The 20,293-nt window shown below is 65.5% G+C and carries 28 protein-coding genes; 12 read left to right on the top strand and 16 right to left on the bottom strand.

All coding sequences use genetic code 11. The features are described from left to right. Window positions 1–11: 11 nt before the first annotated feature. The 3 genes from pdeM to JI59_RS14565 all read left to right on the top strand — a co-directional run bounded on the left by pdeM (window position 12) and on the right by JI59_RS14565 (window position 3,013). A complete protein-coding gene (gene pdeM / locus JI59_RS14575) occupies window positions 12–704 on the top strand; it encodes a ligase-associated DNA damage response endonuclease PdeM (protein WP_007011928.1) in 693 nt (230 codons plus the stop codon). 163 nt (window positions 705–867) lie between these two features. Then, on the top strand, window positions 868–1,389 hold the full coding sequence (gene infC, locus JI59_RS14570; RefSeq protein WP_007011929.1) for a translation initiation factor IF-3: 522 nt from the start codon (window positions 868–870) through the stop codon (window positions 1,387–1,389). Window positions 1,390–1,579: 190 nt separating this feature from the next. Beyond that, the gene (locus JI59_RS14565; RefSeq protein ID WP_007011930.1) at window positions 1,580–3,013 is read left to right on the top strand and encodes an SLC13 family permease; all 1,434 of its coding nucleotides are present in this window, start codon (window positions 1,580–1,582) and stop codon (window positions 3,011–3,013) included. A 101-nt stretch (window positions 3,014–3,114) separates the two neighbouring features. Here JI59_RS14565 and JI59_RS14560 read toward each other — a convergent pair whose 3' ends face one another. Then, complete coding sequence (locus tag JI59_RS14560) at window positions 3,115–3,648, bottom strand: J domain-containing protein (protein ID WP_038576247.1); 534 nt, start codon at window positions 3,646–3,648, stop codon at window positions 3,115–3,117. A gap of 141 nt (window positions 3,649–3,789) precedes the next feature. On the opposite strand from JI59_RS14560, the gene JI59_RS14555 reads away from it, so the two are divergent. Continuing rightward, window positions 3,790–3,981 (top strand): hypothetical protein, encoded by a 192-nt coding sequence (locus JI59_RS14555; protein WP_007011932.1) that lies wholly within the window; start codon window positions 3,790–3,792, stop codon window positions 3,979–3,981. A gap of 5 nt (window positions 3,982–3,986) precedes the next feature. Here JI59_RS14555 and pal read toward each other — a convergent pair whose 3' ends face one another. The 14 genes from pal to hisB form a co-directional block, all read right to left on the bottom strand. Beyond that, window positions 3,987–4,475 (bottom strand): peptidoglycan-associated lipoprotein Pal, encoded by a 489-nt coding sequence (pal, locus tag JI59_RS14550; protein ID WP_007011933.1) that lies wholly within the window; start codon window positions 4,473–4,475, stop codon window positions 3,987–3,989. Between the two features lie 161 nt (window positions 4,476–4,636). Further along, window positions 4,637–6,025 (bottom strand): Tol-Pal system beta propeller repeat protein TolB, encoded by a 1,389-nt coding sequence (gene tolB, locus JI59_RS14545; RefSeq protein WP_007011934.1) that lies wholly within the window; start codon window positions 6,023–6,025, stop codon window positions 4,637–4,639. Continuing rightward, on the bottom strand, window positions 6,022–6,879 hold the full coding sequence (locus JI59_RS14540; RefSeq protein WP_007011935.1) for a hypothetical protein: 858 nt from the start codon (window positions 6,877–6,879) through the stop codon (window positions 6,022–6,024). Before JI59_RS14540 ends, tolB begins: the two co-directional genes overlap by 4 nt. Window positions 6,880–6,894: 15 nt before the next feature. Continuing rightward, complete coding sequence (locus JI59_RS14535) at window positions 6,895–7,353, bottom strand: ExbD/TolR family protein (RefSeq protein WP_038576245.1); 459 nt, start codon at window positions 7,351–7,353, stop codon at window positions 6,895–6,897. Between the two features lie 12 nt (window positions 7,354–7,365). Further along, entirely contained in the window at window positions 7,366–8,076 is a 711-nt protein-coding gene (gene tolQ / locus JI59_RS14530; protein WP_007011937.1) for a protein TolQ, read from the bottom strand. Further along, complete coding sequence (locus tag JI59_RS14525) at window positions 8,073–8,585, bottom strand: YbgC/FadM family acyl-CoA thioesterase (RefSeq protein WP_013832201.1); 513 nt, start codon at window positions 8,583–8,585, stop codon at window positions 8,073–8,075. Before JI59_RS14525 ends, tolQ begins: the two co-directional genes overlap by 4 nt. 122 nt (window positions 8,586–8,707) lie before the next feature. Continuing rightward, entirely contained in the window at window positions 8,708–9,085 is a 378-nt protein-coding gene (locus JI59_RS14520) for a histidine triad nucleotide-binding protein (RefSeq protein ID WP_007011939.1), read from the bottom strand. A 44-nt stretch (window positions 9,086–9,129) separates the two neighbouring features. Further along, the gene (locus JI59_RS14515; RefSeq protein ID WP_007011940.1) at window positions 9,130–9,486 is read right to left on the bottom strand and encodes a phosphoribosyl-ATP diphosphatase; all 357 of its coding nucleotides are present in this window, start codon (window positions 9,484–9,486) and stop codon (window positions 9,130–9,132) included. Window positions 9,487–9,535: 49 nt separating this feature from the next. Next, window positions 9,536–9,709 (bottom strand): PEP-CTERM sorting domain-containing protein, encoded by a 174-nt coding sequence (locus JI59_RS27690; RefSeq protein WP_007011941.1) that lies wholly within the window; start codon window positions 9,707–9,709, stop codon window positions 9,536–9,538. Window positions 9,710–9,842: 133 nt separating this feature from the next. After that, window positions 9,843–10,604: an imidazole glycerol phosphate synthase subunit HisF gene (gene hisF, locus JI59_RS14510; protein WP_007011942.1), complete on the bottom strand. Its 762-nt coding sequence runs from the start codon at window positions 10,602–10,604 to the stop codon at window positions 9,843–9,845. A gap of 4 nt (window positions 10,605–10,608) precedes the next feature. Next, entirely contained in the window at window positions 10,609–11,337 is a 729-nt protein-coding gene (gene hisA, locus JI59_RS14505; protein WP_007011943.1) for a 1-(5-phosphoribosyl)-5-[(5-phosphoribosylamino)methylideneamino]imidazole-4-carboxamide isomerase, read from the bottom strand. Between the two features lies 1 nt (window position 11,338). Beyond that, on the bottom strand, window positions 11,339–11,962 hold the full coding sequence (gene hisH, locus JI59_RS14500) for an imidazole glycerol phosphate synthase subunit HisH (RefSeq protein ID WP_007011944.1): 624 nt from the start codon (window positions 11,960–11,962) through the stop codon (window positions 11,339–11,341). Next, entirely contained in the window at window positions 11,959–12,252 is a 294-nt protein-coding gene (locus JI59_RS14495; RefSeq protein ID WP_007011945.1) for a YciI family protein, read from the bottom strand. Before JI59_RS14495 ends, hisH begins: the two co-directional genes overlap by 4 nt. After that, entirely contained in the window at window positions 12,252–12,854 is a 603-nt protein-coding gene (gene hisB / locus JI59_RS14490) for an imidazoleglycerol-phosphate dehydratase HisB (protein WP_007011946.1), read from the bottom strand. The genes JI59_RS14495 and hisB overlap by 1 nt, the downstream gene beginning before the upstream one ends. 176 nt (window positions 12,855–13,030) lie before the next feature. On the opposite strand from hisB, the gene JI59_RS14485 reads away from it, so the two are divergent. From JI59_RS14485 to JI59_RS14455, 7 genes are all read left to right on the top strand, one after another. Then, window positions 13,031–13,534 (top strand): SspB family protein, encoded by a 504-nt coding sequence (locus JI59_RS14485; RefSeq protein WP_007011947.1) that lies wholly within the window; start codon window positions 13,031–13,033, stop codon window positions 13,532–13,534. 32 nt (window positions 13,535–13,566) lie between these two features. Further along, window positions 13,567–14,067, top strand: coding sequence for a hypothetical protein (locus JI59_RS14480; protein WP_007011948.1), 501 nt, complete (start codon window positions 13,567–13,569; stop codon window positions 14,065–14,067). A gap of 88 nt (window positions 14,068–14,155) precedes the next feature. Further along, the gene (gene gmk, locus JI59_RS14475; RefSeq protein ID WP_007011949.1) at window positions 14,156–14,824 is read left to right on the top strand and encodes a guanylate kinase; all 669 of its coding nucleotides are present in this window, start codon (window positions 14,156–14,158) and stop codon (window positions 14,822–14,824) included. A 90-nt stretch (window positions 14,825–14,914) separates the two neighbouring features. Next, on the top strand, window positions 14,915–15,751 hold the full coding sequence (gene dapD / locus JI59_RS14470; protein ID WP_038576243.1) for a 2,3,4,5-tetrahydropyridine-2,6-dicarboxylate N-succinyltransferase: 837 nt from the start codon (window positions 14,915–14,917) through the stop codon (window positions 15,749–15,751). A 106-nt stretch (window positions 15,752–15,857) separates the two neighbouring features. Continuing rightward, a complete protein-coding gene (locus JI59_RS14465) occupies window positions 15,858–16,073 on the top strand; it encodes a hypothetical protein (RefSeq protein ID WP_007011951.1) in 216 nt (71 codons plus the stop codon). 92 nt (window positions 16,074–16,165) lie between these two features. After that, window positions 16,166–16,585, top strand: a complete 420-nt coding sequence (locus JI59_RS14460; protein ID WP_007011952.1) for a DUF1810 domain-containing protein — start codon at window positions 16,166–16,168, stop codon at window positions 16,583–16,585. 128 nt (window positions 16,586–16,713) lie between these two features. Continuing rightward, window positions 16,714–16,917 carry a hypothetical protein gene (locus tag JI59_RS14455; RefSeq protein WP_007011953.1) on the top strand — a complete coding sequence of 68 codons (204 nt, stop codon included), beginning with the start codon at window positions 16,714–16,716 and terminating at the stop codon, window positions 16,915–16,917. Window positions 16,918–16,970: 53 nt separating this feature from the next. On the opposite strand, the gene JI59_RS14450 is transcribed toward JI59_RS14455, so the two are convergent. Next, the gene (locus tag JI59_RS14450; RefSeq protein WP_038577689.1) at window positions 16,971–18,239 is read right to left on the bottom strand and encodes a dipeptidase; all 1,269 of its coding nucleotides are present in this window, start codon (window positions 18,237–18,239) and stop codon (window positions 16,971–16,973) included. A 467-nt stretch (window positions 18,240–18,706) separates the two neighbouring features. Here JI59_RS14450 and JI59_RS14445 point away from each other — a divergent pair, with 467 nt between their 5' ends. After that, entirely contained in the window at window positions 18,707–20,293 is a 1,587-nt protein-coding gene (locus tag JI59_RS14445; RefSeq protein WP_085997495.1) for a GMC family oxidoreductase, read from the top strand.

Genomic DNA, 20,293 nt, shown 5'->3' with positions numbered 1-20,293 from the left:
AAGGAAAAGCCATGGTTCCCTTTTCGTTCCAGTCAGAGGAAATGCACCTTGTCGGCGCTGCCGGATCGCGGGGCTGCGCGATCTACTGGCCGCGCGAACAGGCCCTGCTGGTGGCCGACCTCCACCTCGAGAAAGCCAGCTACTACGCGAAGGGCGGGCAGATGCTCCCGCCCTACGACAGCCGCGAGACGCTGGAACGGCTGGCGCATGCGGTGCGGCAGACAGGGGCGCGGCGCGTCTTCGCGCTGGGCGACAATTTCCACGACAGCGAGGGCACCGGACGGCTCGATCCCCATGCGCGCGGCATGCTCGATGCGATGACTCGCGCGCTGGACTGGGTGTGGATCATCGGGAATCACGATCCCGGCCTTGGCGCAGAGGCCGGGGGCACGCGGGTTGCGCAAATCGAAGTGGCTGGCCTCGTCCTGCGTCACAAGGCGGAGAAAGCGACCGGACTTCCCGAGCTTTCCGGGCACTATCATCCCCGCCTGATCGTTTCCGCCCGGGGCCGCAGGATCGCCCGCCCTTGCGCGGTGCGCAGCGACAACCGCTTGATTTTGCCTGCTTTCGGTGCGCTGACCGGCGGCATGGACGCAGCCGACCCGGCGATACTTTCGGCAATGCAGCCGGCCTGCGCGATCGACGCGCTGGTACCGGCAACGGGACGCCTGATTGCCTATCCCCTCTGGCGCGCGGACGCCTGAGGGCCCATATAGACGTGCATAAGCCGTGCATTCGGCTGGGGCTCTATGGTAATCTTGCGAATTCCCGCTTTGCTTGGCGGATGAAATCGCACTATTGAGCGCCCATTCGCACGTAAATCGAAGACGACTCAGGAGAACGCTTATAGCACCCCCACCCCGGCGCATGATGACGCCACCGGTCAAGAGCGGACCGCGCTACAACAATTTCATCCAAGCCGACAAGGTCCGCGTGATCGACGAGAACGGCGAGAACATTGGCGTCATGTACACCCGTGAGGCTATCGAACAGGCGGCCGACGTCGGCCTGGACCTGGTAGAAGTCTCGCCCAACGCAGACCCGCCGGTGTGCAAGTTCCTCGACGTCGGCAAGTATCGCTACGAGGCCCAGAAGAAGGCCAACGCAGCGCGCAAGACGCAGAAGACGCAGGAGATCAAGGAGATCAAGATGCGTCCGAACATCGACGATCACGACTACGACGTGAAGATGCGCAACGTTCAGCGCTTCATCGGCGATGGCGACAAGGTGAAGGTCACCCTGCGCTTCCGCGGCCGCGAGCTTTCGCACCAGCAGCTGGGCATGGACCTGCTGCGCCGCGTGCAGGCCGACGTGGAAGAGATCGCGAAGATCGAGGCCTATCCGCGCATGGAAGGCCGCCAGATGCTGATGGTGCTGGCGCCCAAATAAGCGCCGCCCGGCATTGCCATAGAAAAGGGCGTACCCGCCGGGTGCGCCCTTTTTCTATGGCGGGAGAGCCGAAGAGGACCTGCGCCAACGATCCAAGGGAAATGCGCCAGCAGGTCGGCCAGCTAGTGGGCGCCCTGCTTCTCCCCCCTCGCATCATCCTGAGATTTGTGGCTTAAGTCCCCAAAGGGAAATGGGGGATGACATCGGCATGAATGCCAAGCGGATCGGATTCATCGCGGGTCTTGTGCTGTTCGGGGCGACGCTGGTGCTGCCCGAACCGGGCGGGATGCCGCCACAGGCCTGGACCGTCGCGGGGCTGGTCGCCCTGATGGCCTGCTGGTGGATGACCGAGGCCCTCCCGCTCACCGCGACCGCGCTGGCCCCGTTCCTCGTCCTGCCCTTCGCCGGCGTGATGACGGCGGGCGAGACGGCTTCCAGCTATTATTCCCCCACCCTGTTCCTGATCCTGGGCGGCGCCTTCATCGCCCTTGCCATCGAGCGCACCGGGCTGCACCGGCGACTGGCTCTTGCCCTGCTCGACGGGCTCGGCTCCAGGGGCGGTGCTGGGCGGTTGCTGTTCGCCTTCATGATGGCTGCGGCGATCCTGTCGATGGCGATTTCCAATACCTCGACATCGCTGATCATGATGCCCATGGCGCTGGCCGTGATCGAGGCAGGCGGCATCGCGGACGACGAGCGCCAGGGGCTTGCCGGCGCCCTGCCCATGGGCATCGCCTTCGCTGCCTCGATCGGCGGGCTCGGCACGATCGTCGGATCGCCGACCAATGCGATCGCCGTTGCCCTGCTCGATTCGATGATCGGCCTGCACATCAGTTTCGCGCACTGGAGCCTGATCGGCATTCCCGTGGTGCTGGTGGGCATCCCGCTCGCCGCCTTCATCATCGCACGCATGCAGGCGGTCGCGACTCACCCCTTCGACGTTGGCGGGGCGCGGCGGGCCATCGCCGTGCATCACACCTGGACCGAGCCGGAACGCCGCCTCGTGCCGCTGGTCGCGGTGGCTTTCGCGCTATGGATGCTGACACCGCTGATCGCCCCGGTCCTGCCCAAGGGATCGCTGACCGACGGGACGATCGCGGTTGCCGTGGGCCTGCTGCTTTTCGTGGTGCCGGACGGAACCGGGCGCCCCCTGCTCAACTGGGACGAGGCCAATCGCGCGCCCTGGGGCGTCATCATGATGTTCGGCGGCGGCCTCGCGCTGGCTCAGGGCATGGGCGCCTCGGGGCTCGCCGACTGGCTGGGCCGTTCGCTGCTGCCGCTCTCCGCGGTTCCCCTGCCCCTCGTCGCCCTTGCCATCACCGCCATGGTCATCGTCATCACCGAATTTGCCAGCAACGTGGCAACGGCCAGCGGCATCATGCCGGTCGTTGCGAGCCTGGCGGTCGCGCTGGGGGCAGATCCGATCCTGCTGGCGATGCCTGCCGCACTTGCCGCAAGCTGGGGCTTCATGCTCCCGGCCGGAACCGGACCCAACGCCATCGCCTGGGCAACCGGGCGCATCGAACTGCCGCGAATGATCAAGTCGGGCCTGCTGCTCGACCTTGCCGGCGCGCCGCTGATCGTCGGCGTAGTCTGGCTGGTTTCGCTGCTGATCGGGACGTAACTCACCGCAGGGGGGCATTCGCCCTGCGGCAGTTCCACTACGTCGTCATCCCCGCGCAGGCGGGGATCCCGCTCTCTATCCGCAATTCCGCACGGAAATGCTCAGCCGTGCCATTCGCGCCGTTCTTCGGCCGCGCGCAGGACTTCATAGGCGAGCTGGTAAGTCTGGAAAGCCTTGGCCGCTTCGTCATCGCCGGGCCGGACGTCCGGGTGGACTTCCTTGGCTTTCGTGCGCCATGCCTTGCGCACCGCATCGAAGTCCGCATCGGGTTCGAGGCCCAATGCTTCGAGCGCGCGCAGTTCATCGCCGCTGCGGCTGCCGTCACCCGAACCGGCCCAGCCATAGTGCGAGGATTCCTGGTAGCCCTCGTGGGTCTGGCGTTCCTTCTTTTCGCGCGCTGCGGCCTCTTCCTTGGTGAGACCGGCGAAATAGTCCCAGCCGGCATTGTACTCGGCCGCGTGTTTCTGACAGAAGTACCAGCGATCCGGGCTGCTGGGGCTTTTCGGCGCGGGGCAATCGCCCGGCTCCGAGCAGCCGTGGCGATCGCACAGGCGGATCTGCGCGGCCTCGCGCGCGGACTCGTAGCCGCGCCAGCGCGGGAATCCCCAGTCCATGGATCTGCGTGCGCGGCTCATCCCCTGAGCGATACGCTGCGACTCGATGGCGATGCAAGTCTTGTAAATCGCGCTAAACGGCCTAGCGCCGCCGAAAACTGCTGCATTGCAATATTCTCGAGAAGCTACTATACTAACCTAGCTTAGTAAATTGAGGCACCCATGAGCGATCGTCTGACCATATCTGCATGCTTCTCCATCCTGATGATGGCGGCTTACGTGCTGTTCGGCGAACATGTCGCACGCGAACCTCTGGGACCCGACCAGTTCATGGCCGGGACGGAATTCAGCGCTAACGTAGAAACGCCCGAGCTGCTGGGCAGCCCGGGCGATCTTTTCAAACTCGCGAACTAGGTCGATCAGTCGATCGTCACAGTCACCGCGCGGCGGTTCTGCGCCCACGCCTGCTCGTTCGAACCGAGCGCAACGGGGCGTTCCTTGCCGTAGCTGATGGTCGAAAGACGTGCAGCGTCGACGCCCAGGCTGACGAGGTAGTTCATCGCGGCATTGGCGCGGCGTTCGCCCAGGGCCAGGTTGTACTCACGCGTGCCGCGCTCGTCACAGTGCCCTTCGATGGTCGCACGCTTGTTGGGATACTGCAGCAACCACTGCGCCTGCCTGGCGAGCGCTTCCTGGTCCATCGCGTCGATGTCGTACTTGTCGGTGTCGAAGTAGATCGTGTCCGAACCGCTCATCTTGGCGAGGAAGTCGGCCTGGCTGCCCGGAGTCGGGCCGAGATCGGCGGGCGGAGCCTGCGTCGTGGTGGCCGGGCCGGGCTCGGGCGGAAGTTCCTTGGGCGCCTTGGAAGCGCAAGCCGAAATGGCCAATGCCCCGGCAAAGAGAAGCATCGTCGAAGCGGGCTTCGAGAAGCGAGACGTCTGTTGGGTAGAAGACATGGGGCAATCTCCTGTGCTGCACAGCCAAATGAAATGGCTGGCATCGGCTAAAGTTCCGTTCACTATTTAACAAAGGTTTCCTGAATGCGCACCCGGATAAGTGCAGAGCGCGCTCAGGGACGAACCGGACCCCATGCGGGGTCCGACGCGCCCACCGGAGTGGGCAGCTTACGTTCGTTCCGGCCGGTCAGGTCGACTTGCCAGATCGAGGTAATTCCGGAGTTCTTCTCGGTACGGAAGAACTGGACGATGCGCCCGTTGGGAGACCAGGTCGGCGCCTCGTCCTGCCACGAATTGGTCAGGTAGCGCATCCCCCGCCCGTCCGGGCTCATCACGGCTATACGCAGGTTGCCGGCAATGTGGGTGAAGGCAATCTGGTCGCCGCGCGGGCTCCATTCCGGCGTTGCCGCGCGGCCGCCGAAGAAGCTGATGCGGTGCTGGTTTGAACCGTCGGCATTCATCACGTAGATCTGCTGGCTGCCCGAACGGTCGCTTTCGAACACGATCCGGCTGCCGTCGGGCGAGTAGCTGCCACCGATGTTGATGCCGGGGCCATTGGTCAGGCGCTGCGGCGTGCCGCCCCCTGCCGAGGAAATGCGGTAGATGTCGGTGCGGCCACCCATCGACATCGAATAGAGCACCCACTTGCCGTCCGGCGACCAGCGCGGCGCCATCGTGGGATTGCCGGTGCGCACGATCAGCTTCTGGCTGTTGGACGCCAGGTCGTAGGAATAGATGCTCGGCTGTCCGTTGAGGTAGGACAGATAGAGGATCCTGGAATAGTCGGGCGAATAGCGCGGGGTCAGCGCTGTCGCCTGCCCGCTGGTCAGGTAGCGGTGGTTGGCGCCGTCCGAATCCATCACCGCCAGCCGCTTGATGCGGTGGTCCTTGGGGCCGGTCTCGGCAATGTAGGCGATCTTCGAGTCGAAGAACGGGCTTTCGCCGGAGAGGCGCGAATAGACCATGTCGGCGCACTTGTGGGCGGCACGGCGCCAGTCGGCCGGGCCGACCTGCCAGCCGCCCTTGGCCAGCTGCTGCTTGAGGGCGACGTCATAGAGATAGCAGCCCACGGTAAGCTGCCCGTTCGCGGCGGCGCGGACATAGCCCTGCACCAGCATGTCGGTGCTGCGGACCGACCAGATCGGGAAGTTGGGCGTCTGGATTTCCGAGAAGGCCGGCTGCGGCAGGCCGGCCGGGCCCGAGGGCTTGAACAGGCCGTTGTTCTTGAGGTCGGCGGCAACCACCTGCGACAGGGCACGGCCAAGCGCCGATGTGGAGCCCGCGTTGGTCTGCGTGGGCACGTCAGCGTCAGTCGCGAACGTGGTGATCGCAATGCCCAGGTCCTGCCAGTCGCTTTCGTCGGAGACCGAACCGGTCAGGCCGCCATCGTCCGAGACGAGACCGCCCCCCGCATCCGGGGCAGGCGCGGTGTCCTGCGCGGCGAGAGGGGCTGCCGCGCAAAGCGCAAGAACCGAGACGAGCGAAAGTATCCGGGGGGTCATTGCGATAGCCTCTTGTCGAACTTGAACGACGATACGCGTTTCCACGCATCGTAGTATTCCGCGGGAAGATTGAAAGGCGCAGCAAGCTGTACCGCCCTGATCGCCTGTTCGGCGTGGCGCGGAGCCTGGTTGCGGTTGACGTCGGTAATGCCGGTCTGGCGCACCACACTGGGCCGTCCGTCGAGCGTGCCGTCCTTGTTGAGATTGAAGGCGAGATAAGTCACGAGATCCTCGGCCTCCGGTCCCTGCGGCGCCTGCCAGTGGGGCTTGAGCTGGCGTGTGATCGCTGCGGACAGCGCGGAACGCACCGCCGGACCGATCTCGGCCGCTGGCGCGCCCTTGCCCTGCGTCGCTTGCGCGCCGCTCACGCCTTCGAGGAAGTCCGAACCGACGCGGCTGCCGCCGGTCTTCTTCGTCGTGGTCGCGCTGGACTTCGACGAGGAACTGCTCGGACTGGAAACGATCTTGTCGATCGCGCTGCTCTTGCGGCTGGGCGGGGACTTGGTTTCGGTCTTCTTCTTTTCCGGTGCCTTCTTGGTCTCGACCGGCCTGGCCTTGGGTTCAGGCGGCAGCGGCGATGGCGAAGGCTTTATGTCCGGAACCGGCGCAGGAGCTGGCGCGGGAGCCGCCTCGCCGATGGTCGGCGCGACGTCGGCGGCAGCCTGGCTGTTGGGATCGGGCGAGGTCGAAGTCAGGCCATAATCGTCGCTGATGTTGACTTCGATCCGCTCGGGCGGATGGACGACCCGGTCGGTGTGCGGGTCGAGAAACATCGCGCCCAGAACCGCGGCATGAAGCGCGATTGCCAGTGCAAGTCCGTATTTCTCATCCCTGCGCAGCCCGAGGATTGCCATGATGCGAACCCTAGCTCAGCCGCCTGAACGGCTGCTGACGCCGGTCACCAGCGAGATCGAGGTGAAACCGGCATGGTTGAGTTCGCCCATCACGCCCATGACGGTGCCGTAATCCAGTGCCTTGTCGGCCCGCAGCGTCACGAGCGGCTTCTTGCCGTCGGGCCCCGGCGTCACGGCGGCAAGCCGTTCGGCCAGCTCTCCGGGAGCGAGCGCCTCTTCCTCGAAGTAGATCACGCCGTCACGCTTGATGCTCAGCGTGATCTGCGCGGCTTCCTCCGACATCGCCTTGGCCCGGCTGTCGGGCAGCTCGATCGGCACAGCGGCCTTGAGCAAGGGCGCCGTCACCATGAAGATGATAAGCAGGACGAGCATGACGTCGACCAGCGGGGTGACGTTGATCTCCGCCATCGGCGCGCGGGTCCCACGTCCCCGGCGCCGTCCGCGTCCTGCACCTCCTGACAGTCCCATTGCCATGGCCGGGCTCCGTCAGCGCTGTTCGAGCTGGCGCGTGAGCGCCGCGTGGAGCTGGTCGGCAAAGCGCTGCATGCGCGCTTCGAACGAATTCACCCGGTGCGAGAAGCGGTTGTAGGCGATAACTGCCGGGATCGCCGCGAACAGGCCGATGGCGGTGGCGAACAGCGCTTCGGAAATGCCGGGCGCGACGACCGCCAGCGAGGAGTTCTGCTGCTGGCCGATCTGGAAGAAGCTGTTCATGATGCCCCAGACGGTGCCGAACAGGCCGACGAAGGGTGCGACCGAACCCACGGTGGCAAGGAAGTTGAGGCGGTCCGACAGCGCATCCGCTTCTTCCCCCAGCGACGAGGTCATGGCCAGGGCGATGCGCTGGCGCGCGCCTTCGTGATCGACGGTGCGGGACTGGGCGTTGCGGCGCCATTCGGCCAATCCGGCCCCGGCCACCTTGCCGAGCGGCACGTTGCGGCGCGCGCGCTCCTTCTGGAACGATTCGAAGTTCTCGGCCTCCCAGAAGCCGTCCTCGTACTCGTCGCAGCGGCGCTGGACCCCGCCCATGCGCATCGTGAAGGTGATGATGATCATCCAGACCCAGATGCTCGCCAGCAGCAGGCCGAACATGATGGCCTGAACGACGATGTCCGCGTCAAGGAACAGCTTGATCGGGTTCAGCCGATCGGTTTCGCCGCTGATCGCTACGGCAGAAGCAAGCAGGTCGAGAGTCATTCTAGTCCTTCCGGGCCGGATTCAAGGCCAGAAACAGGGCCTGTGGCGGGAGATTGAGAGAGCATGCGTCCGTCGACGAGCGAATCGAATGCATGTTGCCAGGCGGCAGGTTGTTTGCGCGGTCGTCCATCAGGACCGATGAACCCGACCTTGACGACGGCTTCGCACAGCCGCGTTTCGCCGCGCCAGGCCACCTGCCTCAGCGTGCAGGCGACGCGGCCGACCGTCTCGGGAAAGGTCTCGATGACGACGGTATCGCCAAGGCGCGCCGGGGCGCGGTAGCGCAGCGTGGCCTCGGCAACGGTATAGAGCCCCTCGCCCGCTTCCAGCGCAGCACGCTGGTCGATGCCGAGCAGGTCGAGCAGGTCGGAACGGGCACGCTCGAACCAGCGCAGGTAATTGGCATGATAGACGACCCCGCCCGCGTCGGTGTCTTCATAGTACACGCGCAGGGCATAGCGATGGACACCGAGGTCGATCGTGCCGCAACTGGGTTCTGGAATGGCCATCATGCAGCGCGGATGTGTAGCGGGGCCTTCACTCACTGCAAAGGGACAGGCGGCAGCTTACCGCCTGTCAGCAACGCCACATCGGCCCTATGGGTGTGGATATCTCTCCGACCGGCGCCGGTTTACTCGCAGATCATCTGGAAGAACTGCCGGCCGCCGAAAATGTGGACATGCAGGTGCGGCACTTCCTGGTGGCCGTTGGTGCCCATGTTGACCATCAGGCGATACCCCGGCCCGTCCAGCTCGAGCTGGCGCGTGACATTGCCGACCGCACGCATGAAGGCGGCGATCTCGGCGTCGTCGGCCTTGGCGGTGAAATCGTCCCAGGAGACGTAGGCGCCCTTGGGGATCACCAGAACATGGACCGGCGCCTGCGGACGGATGTCGTTGAAGGCGAGCACGTGGTCATCCTCGTAGACTTTCGTGCAGGGCAGCTCGCCGCGCAGGATCTTCGCGAAGATGTTATTCTCGTCGTAGGGCTGCTTGGGGTCGATGGGCATTCTCAGGGCTCCCGCGTAAGGCGTTGATCGTCTTGAGGGAAAATTCAGTCCTTGGGGCGCGATGCCTTTTCGGCAATGCCCGAGACGCCTTCGCGGCGGTCAAGCTCTGCCAGGACATCGGCAAGGGGCACGCCCCTGGCGCCGAGCAGGACCATGAGGTGGAACAGCAGGTCCGCGGCTTCGCCGATCAGTTCCCTGGGGCCCTGCGCCAGCGCGGCGATGATCGTCTCGGTCGCCTCTTCGCCCAGCTTCTGGGACATCTTGCCCAGGCCACTGGCGTTGAGCTTGGCGACATAGCTGGTTTCGGGATCGGCCGCGCGGCGCGCCGCGATCGTGGCTTCGAGGCGGGACAGGGTGTCCCCGCTCTGGGATTGCGGACTCGTCATGATGCGCCAAGCCATGCGGCGAGGCGCCTTCGCGGTCAAGCCGCTGCGAAAGTTCCGGGCGAATTCAGTCCTTGGACCGGCGCGACGACAGCCGCCGCCCCAGGGCCAGACCGGCCAGGCCGATGCCCAGCAGGGCAAGTCCGCTCGGCTCGGGCAACGGCACGCTGGCCGCGGCGAAGGCGGGGACCGGCAGGGCGATCAATGTGGCAAGCGAAATGCAGTGACCGGTGTAACGCACGGGGGGAAGAGCCTCACGGAGTCGAAGTGTCCTGCGCCCATCAGCGCATCCGAACCGGGCAGCAAGGGCCGATCCGCGCCTGTCCCGATGTGGATCACCGCCCGCGCGAAACCTCGACGCGCGAAGGCCGGTGTCAGGCCCGTGCCGGAAGTCCCGCAGAGCGCAGGGCAGCGTGCGCCTCGGCGATCGAATGCTTGCCGAAGTGGAAGATCGAGGCGGCCAGGACCGCGCTTGCATGGCCGCGCGTCACGCCCTGAACAAGGTGATCGAGCGTGCCCACGCCGCCGCTGGCAATGACCGGGACCGAAACCGAATCGGCAATCGCGCGCGTCAGTTCGAGGTCGTAGCCACTCTGGGTTCCGTCCCCGTCCATCGAGGTGACCAGCAGTTCGCCCGCACCCAGCTCGGCCAGCTTCAGGGCGTGCTCCAGCGCATCGATGCCGGTCGGACGGCGGCCGCCATGGGTGAAGATCTCCCAGCGCCCCTCGCCCACCTTGCGCGCATCGACAGAGGCGACGATGCATTGCGAGCCGAACTTGTGGGCGATGTCGGCGACCACCTCGGGGCGCGAAACGGCGGCCGAGTTGACCGCGACCTTGTCGGCCCCCGCCAGCAACAGCGCCCGCGCATCCTCGGCAGTGCGCACGCCGCCGCCCACGGTCAGCGGCATGAAGCAGACTTCCGCGGTGCGCTGGACGATGTCGAGCAGCGTTCCGCGCCCTTCGTGGCTGGCCGAAATGTCGAGGAAACACAGCTCGTCCGCACCGGCCGCGTCATAGGCGCGCGCCTGCTCGACCGGATCGCCCGCGTCCTTCAGATCGACGAAGTTGACGCCCTTGACCACGCGGCCGTCGGCAACGTCGAGGCAAGGAATGACGCGGACGCGGACGGTCATGGCGTCAGCCCCTCTGCGCCATCTGGATGGCGGTCGCGAGGTCGAGGCGGCCGTCGTAAAGCGCGCGTCCGGTAATGACGCCCTCGATGCCGTCGTTCTCGTGCAAGGTCAGCATGCGGATGTCGTCGAGGCCCTTCACGCCGCCCGAAGCGATTACCGGCAGGTCGGTCTGGCGGGCCAGATCGACAGTCGCCTGCACATTGCAGCCCTTGAGCAGGCCGTCGCGGCCAATGTCGGTGAACAGCAGCGAGGCGACGCCCGCATCCTCGAAGCGGCGGGCCATGTCGACGATCGAGACGTCGGACACTTCGGCCCAGCCCTCGGTCGCGACCATGCCGTCGCGCGCGTCGACGGCGACGACGATGCCGCCCGGGTATTCCTGCGCCATGTCCTTGACGAACTGCGGGTCCTTGAGCGCGGCCGTGCCCATGACGACGCGGCTGACGCCCAGCTCGAACCAGCCCGCGACCGCCTCAGGCGTGCGGATGCCGCCGCCGAGCTGCACATGGCCGGGGAACACCTCGAGGATCGCCTCGACCGCTTCGCGGTTCTCGGCCTTGCCCGCAAAGGACCCGTCGAGATCGACGACATGAAGGAACTGCGAGCCTGCATCGGCAAAGAGCATCGCCTGCGCGGCCGGGTTGTCGCCGTAAACGGTGGCGCGCGCCATGTCGCCTTCGGCGAGGCGGACGACCTGACCCTGCTTGAGGTCGATGGCGGGAAATACGATCATTTCAAGGCTTCCAATCGAGGAAACGGGAAAGCAGCGCGAGGCCGAAGGCCTGGCTCTTTTCGGGGTGGAACTGCACGCCGACGACATTGTCGCGGGCCACGGCAGCGACAAGCCCGCCGCCATGGTCGGTCATCGCCGCAATGTCATGCCCCTCTTCGGGCACGAAATGATAGGAGTGCAGGAAATAGGCCTCGCCCGCCTCGACCAGCCCGTGCGCCGGGTCCTTGCGGCCGAGCGAAACGTCGTTCCAGCCCATGTGCGGGATCTTGATCGCCGGATCGGTACGCTCGATCAGGCGCACTTCACCCGGAATCCAGCCAAGGCCCATGGTGGAGCCATGTTCCAGGCCCCGGGTGGCAAGAAGCTGCATGCCCACGCAGATGCCCAGAAACGGCGCACCGCCCACGTGGACCCGCTCGGTCATTGCATCGACCATGCCGGGGATCGCCCAGAGCCCCTTGGCGCAGGCCTTGAACGAGCCGACGCCGGGCAGAACGATACGGTCCGCCGCGCGAACGACGGCGGGATCGGCGGTAACCTTGACGTCCTGCGCCCCTGCCGCGCGCAGGGCATTGGCTACAGAGTGGAGATTGCCCGCACCGTAATCGATCAGGGCCAGCGTCATTCGGCGAGCCCTTCGATCCCGGTCGACAGGAACGTGGGCGCCCATTCGATCACGTCGACTTCGGCAACCCCGCCCTTGACGAACGGATCGTTCCCGGCGAGCGCGGCGACGGCTTCGCGGCTCTCGCCCCTGGCAAAGACGATGCCGCCCTCGCGCGGGACCTTGCGGCCCCAGCCGATGAGGTGGCCGGCCTCATGCCCCGCCTTGAGCCAGTCGACATGCTCGGCCAGCAGCGCATCCACGGCTTCGATTGGGGCGATGTAGCGCAGCGAGAGAATGAAGCTCGGCATTACAGCGTGTCCTGTCCGAGGATCCCCTTGGTCGACGGAATCGCCCCGCCCTTGCGCGGGTCGAGTTCCACCGCCGTGCGCATGGCCCGGGCGAAGCCCTTGAACAGCCCCTCGCAGATGTGGTGGTTGTTGGTGCCGTAGAGCAGTTCCATGTGCAGGGTGATGCCCACCGCCTGCGAGATCGAGTGGAACCAGTGTTCGACCAGCTCGGTATCGAACTCACCCAGCTTTTCCTGCGTGAAGGCGGCCTTCCACACGAAATAGGGCCGCCCGGATATGTCGAGCGAAACGCGGCACAGTGCCTCGTCCATCGGCGAGTGAACGTCGCCGTAGCGGCCGATCCCGGCCTTGTCGCCCATCGCCTTGGCAATCGCCTGGCCGATCGCGATGGCGCTGTCCTCGGTGGTGTGGTGCTGATCGACGTGCAGATCGCCTGCGATCCTGCAGGTGATATCGATCAGCGAATGGCGCGAGAACTGCTCGATCATGTGATCGAGGAAGCCAATCCCGGTTGAAACGTCATAGGAGCCCGTACCGTCGAGGTTCACTTCGACGGCGATGTCGGTCTCATGGGTCTTGCGATTGATCGAAGCTGTGCGCATGCCGTGCGCCTATAGACCTGTATCTGCGGGAATCAATCACGCGCGAACGCTCAGGGGCGAGTACGCGGCATTTCCCTGTATCACGGACGGTTTACCTTGGAATAAGTGCGCGGAACAGTTAAAAAGGCATGTCAACAAGCTTGACCGCAACATGAACGATGCGCACGTAGGGCGCGATGAACGATACGCCACCAGACAGCATGATCCCATACGACGAGATCGTACAGGAAGCCCTGCGCGCCGTAGTCGGACGCGTTCTTGGCCAAGTGGAAGCCGCCAACGGCATCCTGCCGGGCAGCCATCATTTCTACATCACGTTCAAGACGACGGCCCCCGGCGTCAGCATTCCCGACGATCTGCGTGCCCGTTTCCCCGACGAGATGACGATCGTCCTCCAGAACAAGTTCTGGGACCTGGGCGTGCGCGAAGACGGTTTCACGGTGAGCCTGAGCTTCAACCAGCTTCCCGCGAAACTGGACATCCCCTTCTCGGCGATCACCGCCTTCGTCGACCCGGCGGTCGATTTCGGCCTGCAGTTCCAGGCCATGGCCGACGACGAGGAAGAGGACATGCCCGGCATGGCCGGGAACGACGGTTCGGAACGCGATGTCGCCTCGCGCATTACTCCCAGCGAGGATGGATCGAACGTCGTTTCGGTCGATTTCGGCAAGAAGAAGTAGGCGGGGCCAGCGGCCCCGGGAAGGCAGTCTCGATGGCCACGAAGACAGGGCAGGACGAATGCGACGCGGCTGTTGAAGCCGCGACCGCTGCCGAAACCCCGGCAATGGTTCAGACCGACTCTACCTCCGAAACCGTGGCACCGGGCAAATCCAGCAGGAAGAGCAAGCGCAAGCCGCGGCCCTCCCCGCGCGAACTCGTCGGCCCCAGCCCCAACGACCACACCAACCTGGCGATTGCCGACATCGCCCTTCGCGGCGGCTCCTTCCTTGCGCGCCGCGCAGTGGAAAAGGCTTTGCTCGGCAAGAAGTTCGCCCCCAGCAAGGCCAGTGCGATCCTCAAGGGCCGCACGATGGGCGAGACGATGCTTCACCGCACCCTCGCAAGGGTTGCCATGACCTCGATCCCCGGCGCCATCGTCGTGGGCGGCGGGCTGATCGCCAAGACGCTTTACGACCGCAGCAAGGCGCGCACTGCGCAGGCCGCAGGCGAGGAAAAGCTCGCCGACATGGCCGAGGACGGCGAAGAGTCCTGACAGCGCCTAAGTCGCTACCGGCGTGAGCAACCGCGCGGCGATTGCGCAGCCCTCTTGATTTGCAGCGTCCCGCCCGCCATCGGGGGGCATGGACAGCGCATCCCACCCCATCCAAGACGCAGCCGCCGGCGGCTCGCTGGCCCGGCGCGGCCTCATGTTCATCATGTCCTCGCCCTCGGGCGCCGGCAAGACGACGATTTCGCGCATGCTGCTCGAACGTGACGAGCACATCTGCATGTCGGTTTCCTGCACCACCCGCCCGCCGCGCCCGGGCGAAGTCGATGGCAAGGACTACCATTTCGTCAGTCAGGCAGAGTTCGACCGCATGGTCGCCGACGAGGAATTCCTCGAATGGGCCACGGTGTTCGGCAACAGCTACGGCACCCCCAAGGCGCAAGTGAAGGCGGGCCTCAAGGAAGGGCAGGACTACCTGTTCGACATCGATTGGCAGGGCACGCAGCAGCTTTACCAGAAGCTGGAGCGCGACGTCGTGCGCGTATTCCTGCTGCCGCCCAGCATCGACGAACTGCGCCGCCGCCTGACCGGGCGCGGCACCGACAGCGAGGACGTGATCGCCGCGCGCATGGAACGCGCCCGTTCCGAGATCAGCCACTGGGACGGCTACGACTACGTCGTCGTCAACGACGATATCGACGCCTGCTTCGACAAGGTGCGCGAGATCCTGGCCGCCGAACGGATGCGCCGCGCCCGCCAGACCGGCCTGATCGGCTTCGTTCGCGAACTGATGACGCCCTGAGCGTTCGGGCCGGAACCCTCAATCGACTTGTCCTGCGCGCGCCCACGCTCTAGGCGCGCCACGAACGTACCCTTGCCGGAGAATACCAAGATGTCCGAACTCGAAACCGCGATCGAAGCCGCCTGGGAAGCGCGCGACACCGTCACCCCCAAGAGCGACGACGTTCGCAAGATCGTCGACGAAGCGCTCGGCCTTATCGAATCGGGCGCCGCGCGCGTGGCCGAACCCGACGGCCAGGGTGGCTGGAAGGTCAACCAGTGGCTGAAGAAGGCCGTTCTCCTGAGCTTCCGCCTCAATGACAATGCCCCGGTCCCCGGCGGCGCCGGTGGCTCGCCCGCGTTCGACAAGGTGCCGGTGAAGTTCGACGGCTGGGATGAGGCGAAGTTCCGCGAAGCCGGCTTCCGCGTCGTACCCGGCGCCGTCGCCCGCCGCGGCACCTTCATCTCGAAGAACGTCGTGCTCATGCCCAGCTTCGTCAACATCGGCGCCTACGTCGGTGAAGGCACGATGGTCGACACCTGGGCGACCGTCGGCTCGTGCGCCCAGATCGGCAAGAACGTCCACATCTCGGGCGGCGTCGGCATCGGCGGCGTGCTCGAACCGCTGCAGGCCGGCCCGGTCATCATCGAGGACAACGCCTTCATCGGCGCGCGTTCGGAAGTGGCCGAAGGCGTCATCGTCGGCGAAGGCGCGGTGATCTCGATGGGCGTGTTCCTGGGCGCATCGACCAAGATCATCGACCGTGCGACCGGCGAAGTCCACATCGGCAAGGTTCCGCCCTACGCGGTTGTCGTCCCCGGCTCGCTGCCCGGCAAGCCGCTGCCCGACGGCACCCCCGGACCGTCGCTTTACTGCGCCGTGATCGTCAAGACGGTCGATGCCCAGACCCGCTCGAAAACCGGCATCAACGAGTTGCTGCGCGACTGATCCACTTTTTCGGCGCGGGCAATCGCGCCGGAACGGTGTTCGCCATGGTGCGTTGCCTAGGGAAAGGGCCACGAAAAAGGTCCCGACCCGATAAAGGAGACGCACCATGGAAACCCGTGGCGAAGAAATACATATCGACAAGGACGAAGCCCGCGCCGGCAACACGCCGAGTATCGTGCGCTACGTCCTTGTCATCAGCCTGGCGCTGGCGATCGTCGCGCTCTCGGCGATCTGGATCACCGGCGCGCTGACCGACGACAATCCCGAAGGCAGCAACAGCGCGACTGCAGCAGCTTCCGTGCGGGGCGACAGCGTGAGCTGACATCGCCCGCGACAGCTCGGCTGCGAATCACTATCATGCTTCCCGGCTCACGCACCCTCTGCAGGAGGCGGGGCCATGATGGGGAGATTCGCGTGGCCGACCTTGAACGCTTCGTAGATGCTCAGCGGGCGTTCTATGCCCAAGCGCTCAGCGAACTGCAGGACGGCGCCAAGATGAGCCACTGGATGTGGTTCATCTTCCCCCAGATCGACGGCCTTGGCACCAGTCAGACCGCCCGCCTTTACGCCATATCCGGCCTTACCGAAGCCCGGGAATATCTGGCGCACGAGGTACTCGCCCCGCGGCTCACCGCCTGCACCGAAGCGATGCTGATCTGGGCCGGGAAACGCAGCGCCAGGTCGATCCTCGGCGAAGTCGACGCGATGAAGTTCTGCAGTTGCATGACCCTGTTCGAAGCGGCCGGCGGCGGCGAATGCTTCGCCCATGCTCTCGACGCCTTCTGCCAGGGGCGCCGCGACGAACGCACGCTGGAACTGCTCAACCTGCGCTAGGCGCCCCGCCTCTGAGGCCACCCGATTCGCGCCTTGCGGGAACCGGTCAGCGGGCTTACATTCCTTGGGTAGGCCCGATTTTCGAAAGCGGCGCCAGACAGTCGCCGGGCCTGCGGGAGAGAGCGACTATGCAACGCATTGGCGAAGAAGTTCATCTGGACACCGAGGAAGCGCGGGGCGGTTCCACGCCCCATATCGTGCGCTACGTCCTGATCGGCAGTCTGGCCCTGGCGATCCTGGCCATGTCGGCGATCTGGATCACCCGCGCCGTATCCGAACGCCCTGCACAGGGCTGGCCGGTCACGGCCGAACAGCACGCGCTGGGCGGATAAGACCCGGCTCGTGTCCGGCGGACGAGACTTCGGCCGCCGGATTGCAGGCACAATCAGAACGTCGTCGGCGATTCGATGGCCGGATCGCCGCGGTGGACTGACGCGTAGGCTTCGGCCGCTTTCATCACCCGCATCATGTTGTCGCTGGCAATTTTCTCCAGATCCGCCTTCGACATGCCCCGGCGCGCCAGTTCGGTGAACAGCGCGGGATAAGTCGACACGTCTTCCATCCCCGCGACCGTGACATCGACGCCGTCGAAATCGCCGCCCAGCCCGACATGGTCGATCCCGGCGACCCTGACGATATGTTCGATGTGGTCGGCAACGTCGCTTGTCGAGCCGCGCGGCATCGGGTTGGCCTTTTCCCAGGCCTTCAGGGCCGCCTCCGCGCCCTCGGGATCGCCCGGATGCAGGGATGCCTGCCGCGCCTTTTCCCCGGCCTGCGCCGCCAGCCACTGCCGGGTCGGCTCTACCACGTAAGTCGGAAAAACATTGACCATGACGATCCCGCCGTTCTTCGCCAGCAGTTCAAGAACGTCGTCGGGGACATTGCGCGTATGGCCGTTGATCGCCCGCGCGTTGGAATGGCTGAACATCACCGGCGCGCGCGCCACTTCCAGCGCATCGCGCATGGTCGCCGCGCTTACATGGCTGAGATCCACGAGCATTCCCATGCGCTGCATCTCGCGCACGACATCGCGGCCGAACTCGGTGAGCCCGCCATGCTCGGGCGTGTCGGTGGCGCTGTCGGCCCAGGCGGTGTTCCTGAAATGCGTGAGCGTCATGTAGCGCGCGCCGAGCGCATACATCTGCCGCAGTACGCCCAGCGATCCGCCGATCGAATGGCCGCCCTCCATCCCCAGCAGCGAAGCCACCTTGCCCGCCTTCATGGCCCGCGCCACATCGGCGCTGCTTGTCGCGAACATCAGGTCCTTGGGATAGGCGGCGATCAGGCGCTTTGCGACGTCGATCTGCTCCAGCGTCGCCTGCACCGCATGCTGGTCGTCCAGCTTGGCCGAAACATAGACCGACCAGAACTGTGCGCCCACATGCCCCTTGCGCAGGCGGGCAATGTCCGTCTGCATCGCCTGCAGATCGTGCCCCGGATCGGCGGTTCCGCTCGTGTCGGTAAAGTCGAAGCCTGCAAGGATGTCCTTGCGCCTTTCGCGCAGCTGCTCGGGCACATCGTTGTGTCCGTCCCACACGGGGGCTTCGCGCAGGGACGACAAGGCGACCTGCTGCGGATCGGGCGCGGCGATGGCAACAGCGGGGGACGCGGCCAGGGCAAGGAGCAGGCTTGTGCGCAAGGCTTTGTATCGCATGGCTTCCCTCATTCGACCGACGAATGCCGCGAACAGACGCGATCGCGCCGCAAAGCACAAGCCCCGGCAAATATTGGAGTCAGTCAGATTGAAGCCAACAGGGGAAGAAGCCGCCGGCGGAGGCGGATGCCGAACGCGATCTCAGCGATCGCGATCCCCCCGGACCTAAGCTTTACCCCCCGACAAAGCTTCGTCCCCGAGCGCCAGCGGCTTCTGTCAAAAATGGCGACATGGCCGCCATCCCCCTGCACGCCGAAGGATTAGGTACAATCCCTTGCAGAAGTGTTAACAGGAACGGAAGCAGCTGGAATACGCAAGGTTCGCGCTTAACATCACCTGCATACTGTTAGCTTTCCGTCACCGTAAAGAAATCCGACAATACCGGAACGGCCAAGATCGGCCGGACCGGCGCCAACTACGCACTTTGTCAGTAGATTGCAGGGATGGAGCGGCTTAACTGCAAGGCCATGGGAGAGTTCGACTACATCATCGTCGGTGGCGGCAGCGCCGGTTGCGTGCTTGCCAATCGCCTGAGTACGAACCCGGGCAACCGCGTTCTCCTGCTCGAAGCAGGCGGCAAGGACGACTACATCTGGATCCGCGTCCCGGTGGGGTACCTCTATTGCATCGGCAATCCGCGAACCGACTGGTGCATGTCGACGCAAGCCGAGGCGGGCCTCAACGGACGCACGCTGAAGTACCCGCGCGGGCGCGTCCTGGGCGGCTGCTCCTCGATCAACGGCATGATCTACATGCGCGGACAGGCCGCAGACTATGACGGCTGGCGGCAGGCCGGCAACTGCGGCTGGGGCTGGGACGAGGTGCTGCCCTACTTCAAGCAGGCCGAAGACCACTTCGAAGGGCCCAGCGCATACCACGGCAGCGGCGGGGAACTCCGCGTGGAGAAGCAACGCCTGCGCTGGGAGATCCTCGAGGCGTTCCAGCAGGCCTGCAGCGAATACGGGATCGCCGCCGTGGACGATTTCAATCGCGGCGACAATGAAGGCACGGGCTTCTTCCAGGTTACCCAGCGCAAGGGCTGGCGCTGGAGCGCTGCCGATGCCTTCCTGCGCCCGGTGCGCTCACGCGCGAACCTCAAGATCGAGACCGGCGCCCTCGTCGACAAGGTGATCGTCGAGGACGGGCGCGCGGTCGGTATCGCCTATTGCGTCGGCGGCGAGCAGCGCACGGCCGGGGCGCGCGGCGAAGTCGTGCTGGCGGCAGGCGCGATCGGTTCACCCGCAATCCTCGAACGCAGTGGCATCGGCGATGCGGCCCACCTGTCTTCGCTGGGCGTCGCCCCGCTGGTCGACCGCCCGGAAGTCGGCGGCAACCTGCAGGACCACTTGCAATTGCGCTGCGCCTGGAAAGTCTCGGGCGTGGCCACGCTCAACCAGCGCGCCGCCAATCTGTTCGGCAAGGCACTGATCGGGCTGGAATATGCCCTGCGCCGCACCGGCCCGATGGCAATGGCCCCCAGTCAGCTGGGCGCCTTCACGAAGAGCGACACGCGCTACGCCACGGCCAACCTGGAATATCACGTCCAGCCGCTCAGCCTCGAAGCCTTCGGCGGCGCGCTGGACCCCTTCCCCGCCTTCACCGCCAGCGTATGCAACTTGCGGCCAGAGAGCCGCGGCACTTCGCGCATCGCCAGCGCCGATCCGGCCGAGGCGCCGGGTATCCGCCCCAACTACCTGTCAGCCGAAGAAGACCGCCGCGTCGCAGCCCAGGCCATCCGCGTGACCCGCGGCATCGTCGCGCAGCCCGCCCTCGCCCGCTACAACCCCGAGGAAGTGCGCCCCGGCGCCGCCTACCAGAGCGAGGAAGACCTGCTGCGCGCGGCAGGCGACATCGGCACGACCATCTTCCACCCGGTCGGCACCGCGGCGATGGGCTCGGTCGTCGATGCCGAACTGCGCGTGATCGGACTTGATCGCCTGCGGGTGATCGATGCATCGGTCATGCCCACGATCACTTCGGGCAACACCAATGCGCCCACGATGATGATCGCCGAAAAGGGCGCCGCCATGATCCTCGCCGCCGCGCGGGGCTGA

The organism is Novosphingobium pentaromativorans US6-1 (genome assembly GCF_000767465.1).
GTDB lineage: Bacteria > Pseudomonadota > Alphaproteobacteria > Sphingomonadales > Sphingomonadaceae > Novosphingobium > Novosphingobium pentaromativorans.
This window is presented reverse-complemented; position numbering and strand designations above follow the sequence as displayed.

Bases quoted from the DNA above. Each gene is read 5' to 3' on its own strand.
- pdeM (WP_007011928.1), top strand. From the start codon at position 12: ATGGTTCCCTTTTCGTTCCAGTCAGAGGAAATGCACCTTGTCGGCGCT.
- hisF (WP_007011942.1), bottom strand. From the start codon at position 10,604: ATGACCGTCCGCGTCCGCGTCATTCCTTGCCTCGACGTTGCCGACGGC.
- JI59_RS14465 (WP_007011951.1), top strand. From the start codon at position 15,858: ATGGAAACCCGTGGCGAAGAAATACATATCGACAAGGACGAAGCCCGC.
- JI59_RS14540 (WP_007011935.1), bottom strand. From the start codon at position 6,879: ATGGCAATCCTCGGGCTGCGCAGGGATGAGAAATACGGACTTGCACTG.
- JI59_RS14560 (WP_038576247.1), bottom strand. From the start codon at position 3,648: ATGAGCCGCGCACGCAGATCCATGGACTGGGGATTCCCGCGCTGGCGC.
- tolB (WP_007011934.1), bottom strand. From the start codon at position 6,025: ATGACCCCCCGGATACTTTCGCTCGTCTCGGTTCTTGCGCTTTGCGCG.
- JI59_RS14565 (WP_007011930.1), top strand. From the start codon at position 1,580: ATGGGGGATGACATCGGCATGAATGCCAAGCGGATCGGATTCATCGCG.
- JI59_RS14445 (WP_085997495.1), top strand. From the start codon at position 18,707: ATGGGAGAGTTCGACTACATCATCGTCGGTGGCGGCAGCGCCGGTTGC.
- JI59_RS14515 (WP_007011940.1), bottom strand. From the start codon at position 9,486: ATGGCTTGGCGCATCATGACGAGTCCGCAATCCCAGAGCGGGGACACC.
- hisB (WP_007011946.1), bottom strand. From the start codon at position 12,854: ATGCGCACAGCTTCGATCAATCGCAAGACCCATGAGACCGACATCGCC.
- tolQ (WP_007011937.1), bottom strand. From the start codon at position 8,076: ATGACTCTCGACCTGCTTGCTTCTGCCGTAGCGATCAGCGGCGAAACC.
- hisH (WP_007011944.1), bottom strand. From the start codon at position 11,962: ATGACGCTGGCCCTGATCGATTACGGTGCGGGCAATCTCCACTCTGTA.
- JI59_RS14555 (WP_007011932.1), top strand. From the start codon at position 3,790: ATGAGCGATCGTCTGACCATATCTGCATGCTTCTCCATCCTGATGATG.
- JI59_RS14520 (WP_007011939.1), bottom strand. From the start codon at position 9,085: ATGCCCATCGACCCCAAGCAGCCCTACGACGAGAATAACATCTTCGCG.
- JI59_RS14495 (WP_007011945.1), bottom strand. From the start codon at position 12,252: ATGCCGAGCTTCATTCTCTCGCTGCGCTACATCGCCCCAATCGAAGCC.
- pal (WP_007011933.1), bottom strand. From the start codon at position 4,475: ATGCTTCTCTTTGCCGGGGCATTGGCCATTTCGGCTTGCGCTTCCAAG.
- infC (WP_007011929.1), top strand. From the start codon at position 868: ATGATGACGCCACCGGTCAAGAGCGGACCGCGCTACAACAATTTCATC.
- JI59_RS14450 (WP_038577689.1), bottom strand. From the start codon at position 18,239: ATGCGATACAAAGCCTTGCGCACAAGCCTGCTCCTTGCCCTGGCCGCG.
- dapD (WP_038576243.1), top strand. From the start codon at position 14,915: ATGTCCGAACTCGAAACCGCGATCGAAGCCGCCTGGGAAGCGCGCGAC.
- gmk (WP_007011949.1), top strand. From the start codon at position 14,156: ATGGACAGCGCATCCCACCCCATCCAAGACGCAGCCGCCGGCGGCTCG.
- JI59_RS14525 (WP_013832201.1), bottom strand. From the start codon at position 8,585: ATGGCCATTCCAGAACCCAGTTGCGGCACGATCGACCTCGGTGTCCAT.
- JI59_RS14535 (WP_038576245.1), bottom strand. From the start codon at position 7,353: ATGGCAATGGGACTGTCAGGAGGTGCAGGACGCGGACGGCGCCGGGGA.
- hisA (WP_007011943.1), bottom strand. From the start codon at position 11,337: ATGATCGTATTTCCCGCCATCGACCTCAAGCAGGGTCAGGTCGTCCGC.
- JI59_RS14455 (WP_007011953.1), top strand. From the start codon at position 16,714: ATGCAACGCATTGGCGAAGAAGTTCATCTGGACACCGAGGAAGCGCGG.
- JI59_RS14480 (WP_007011948.1), top strand. From the start codon at position 13,567: ATGGCCACGAAGACAGGGCAGGACGAATGCGACGCGGCTGTTGAAGCC.
- JI59_RS14485 (WP_007011947.1), top strand. From the start codon at position 13,031: ATGAACGATACGCCACCAGACAGCATGATCCCATACGACGAGATCGTA.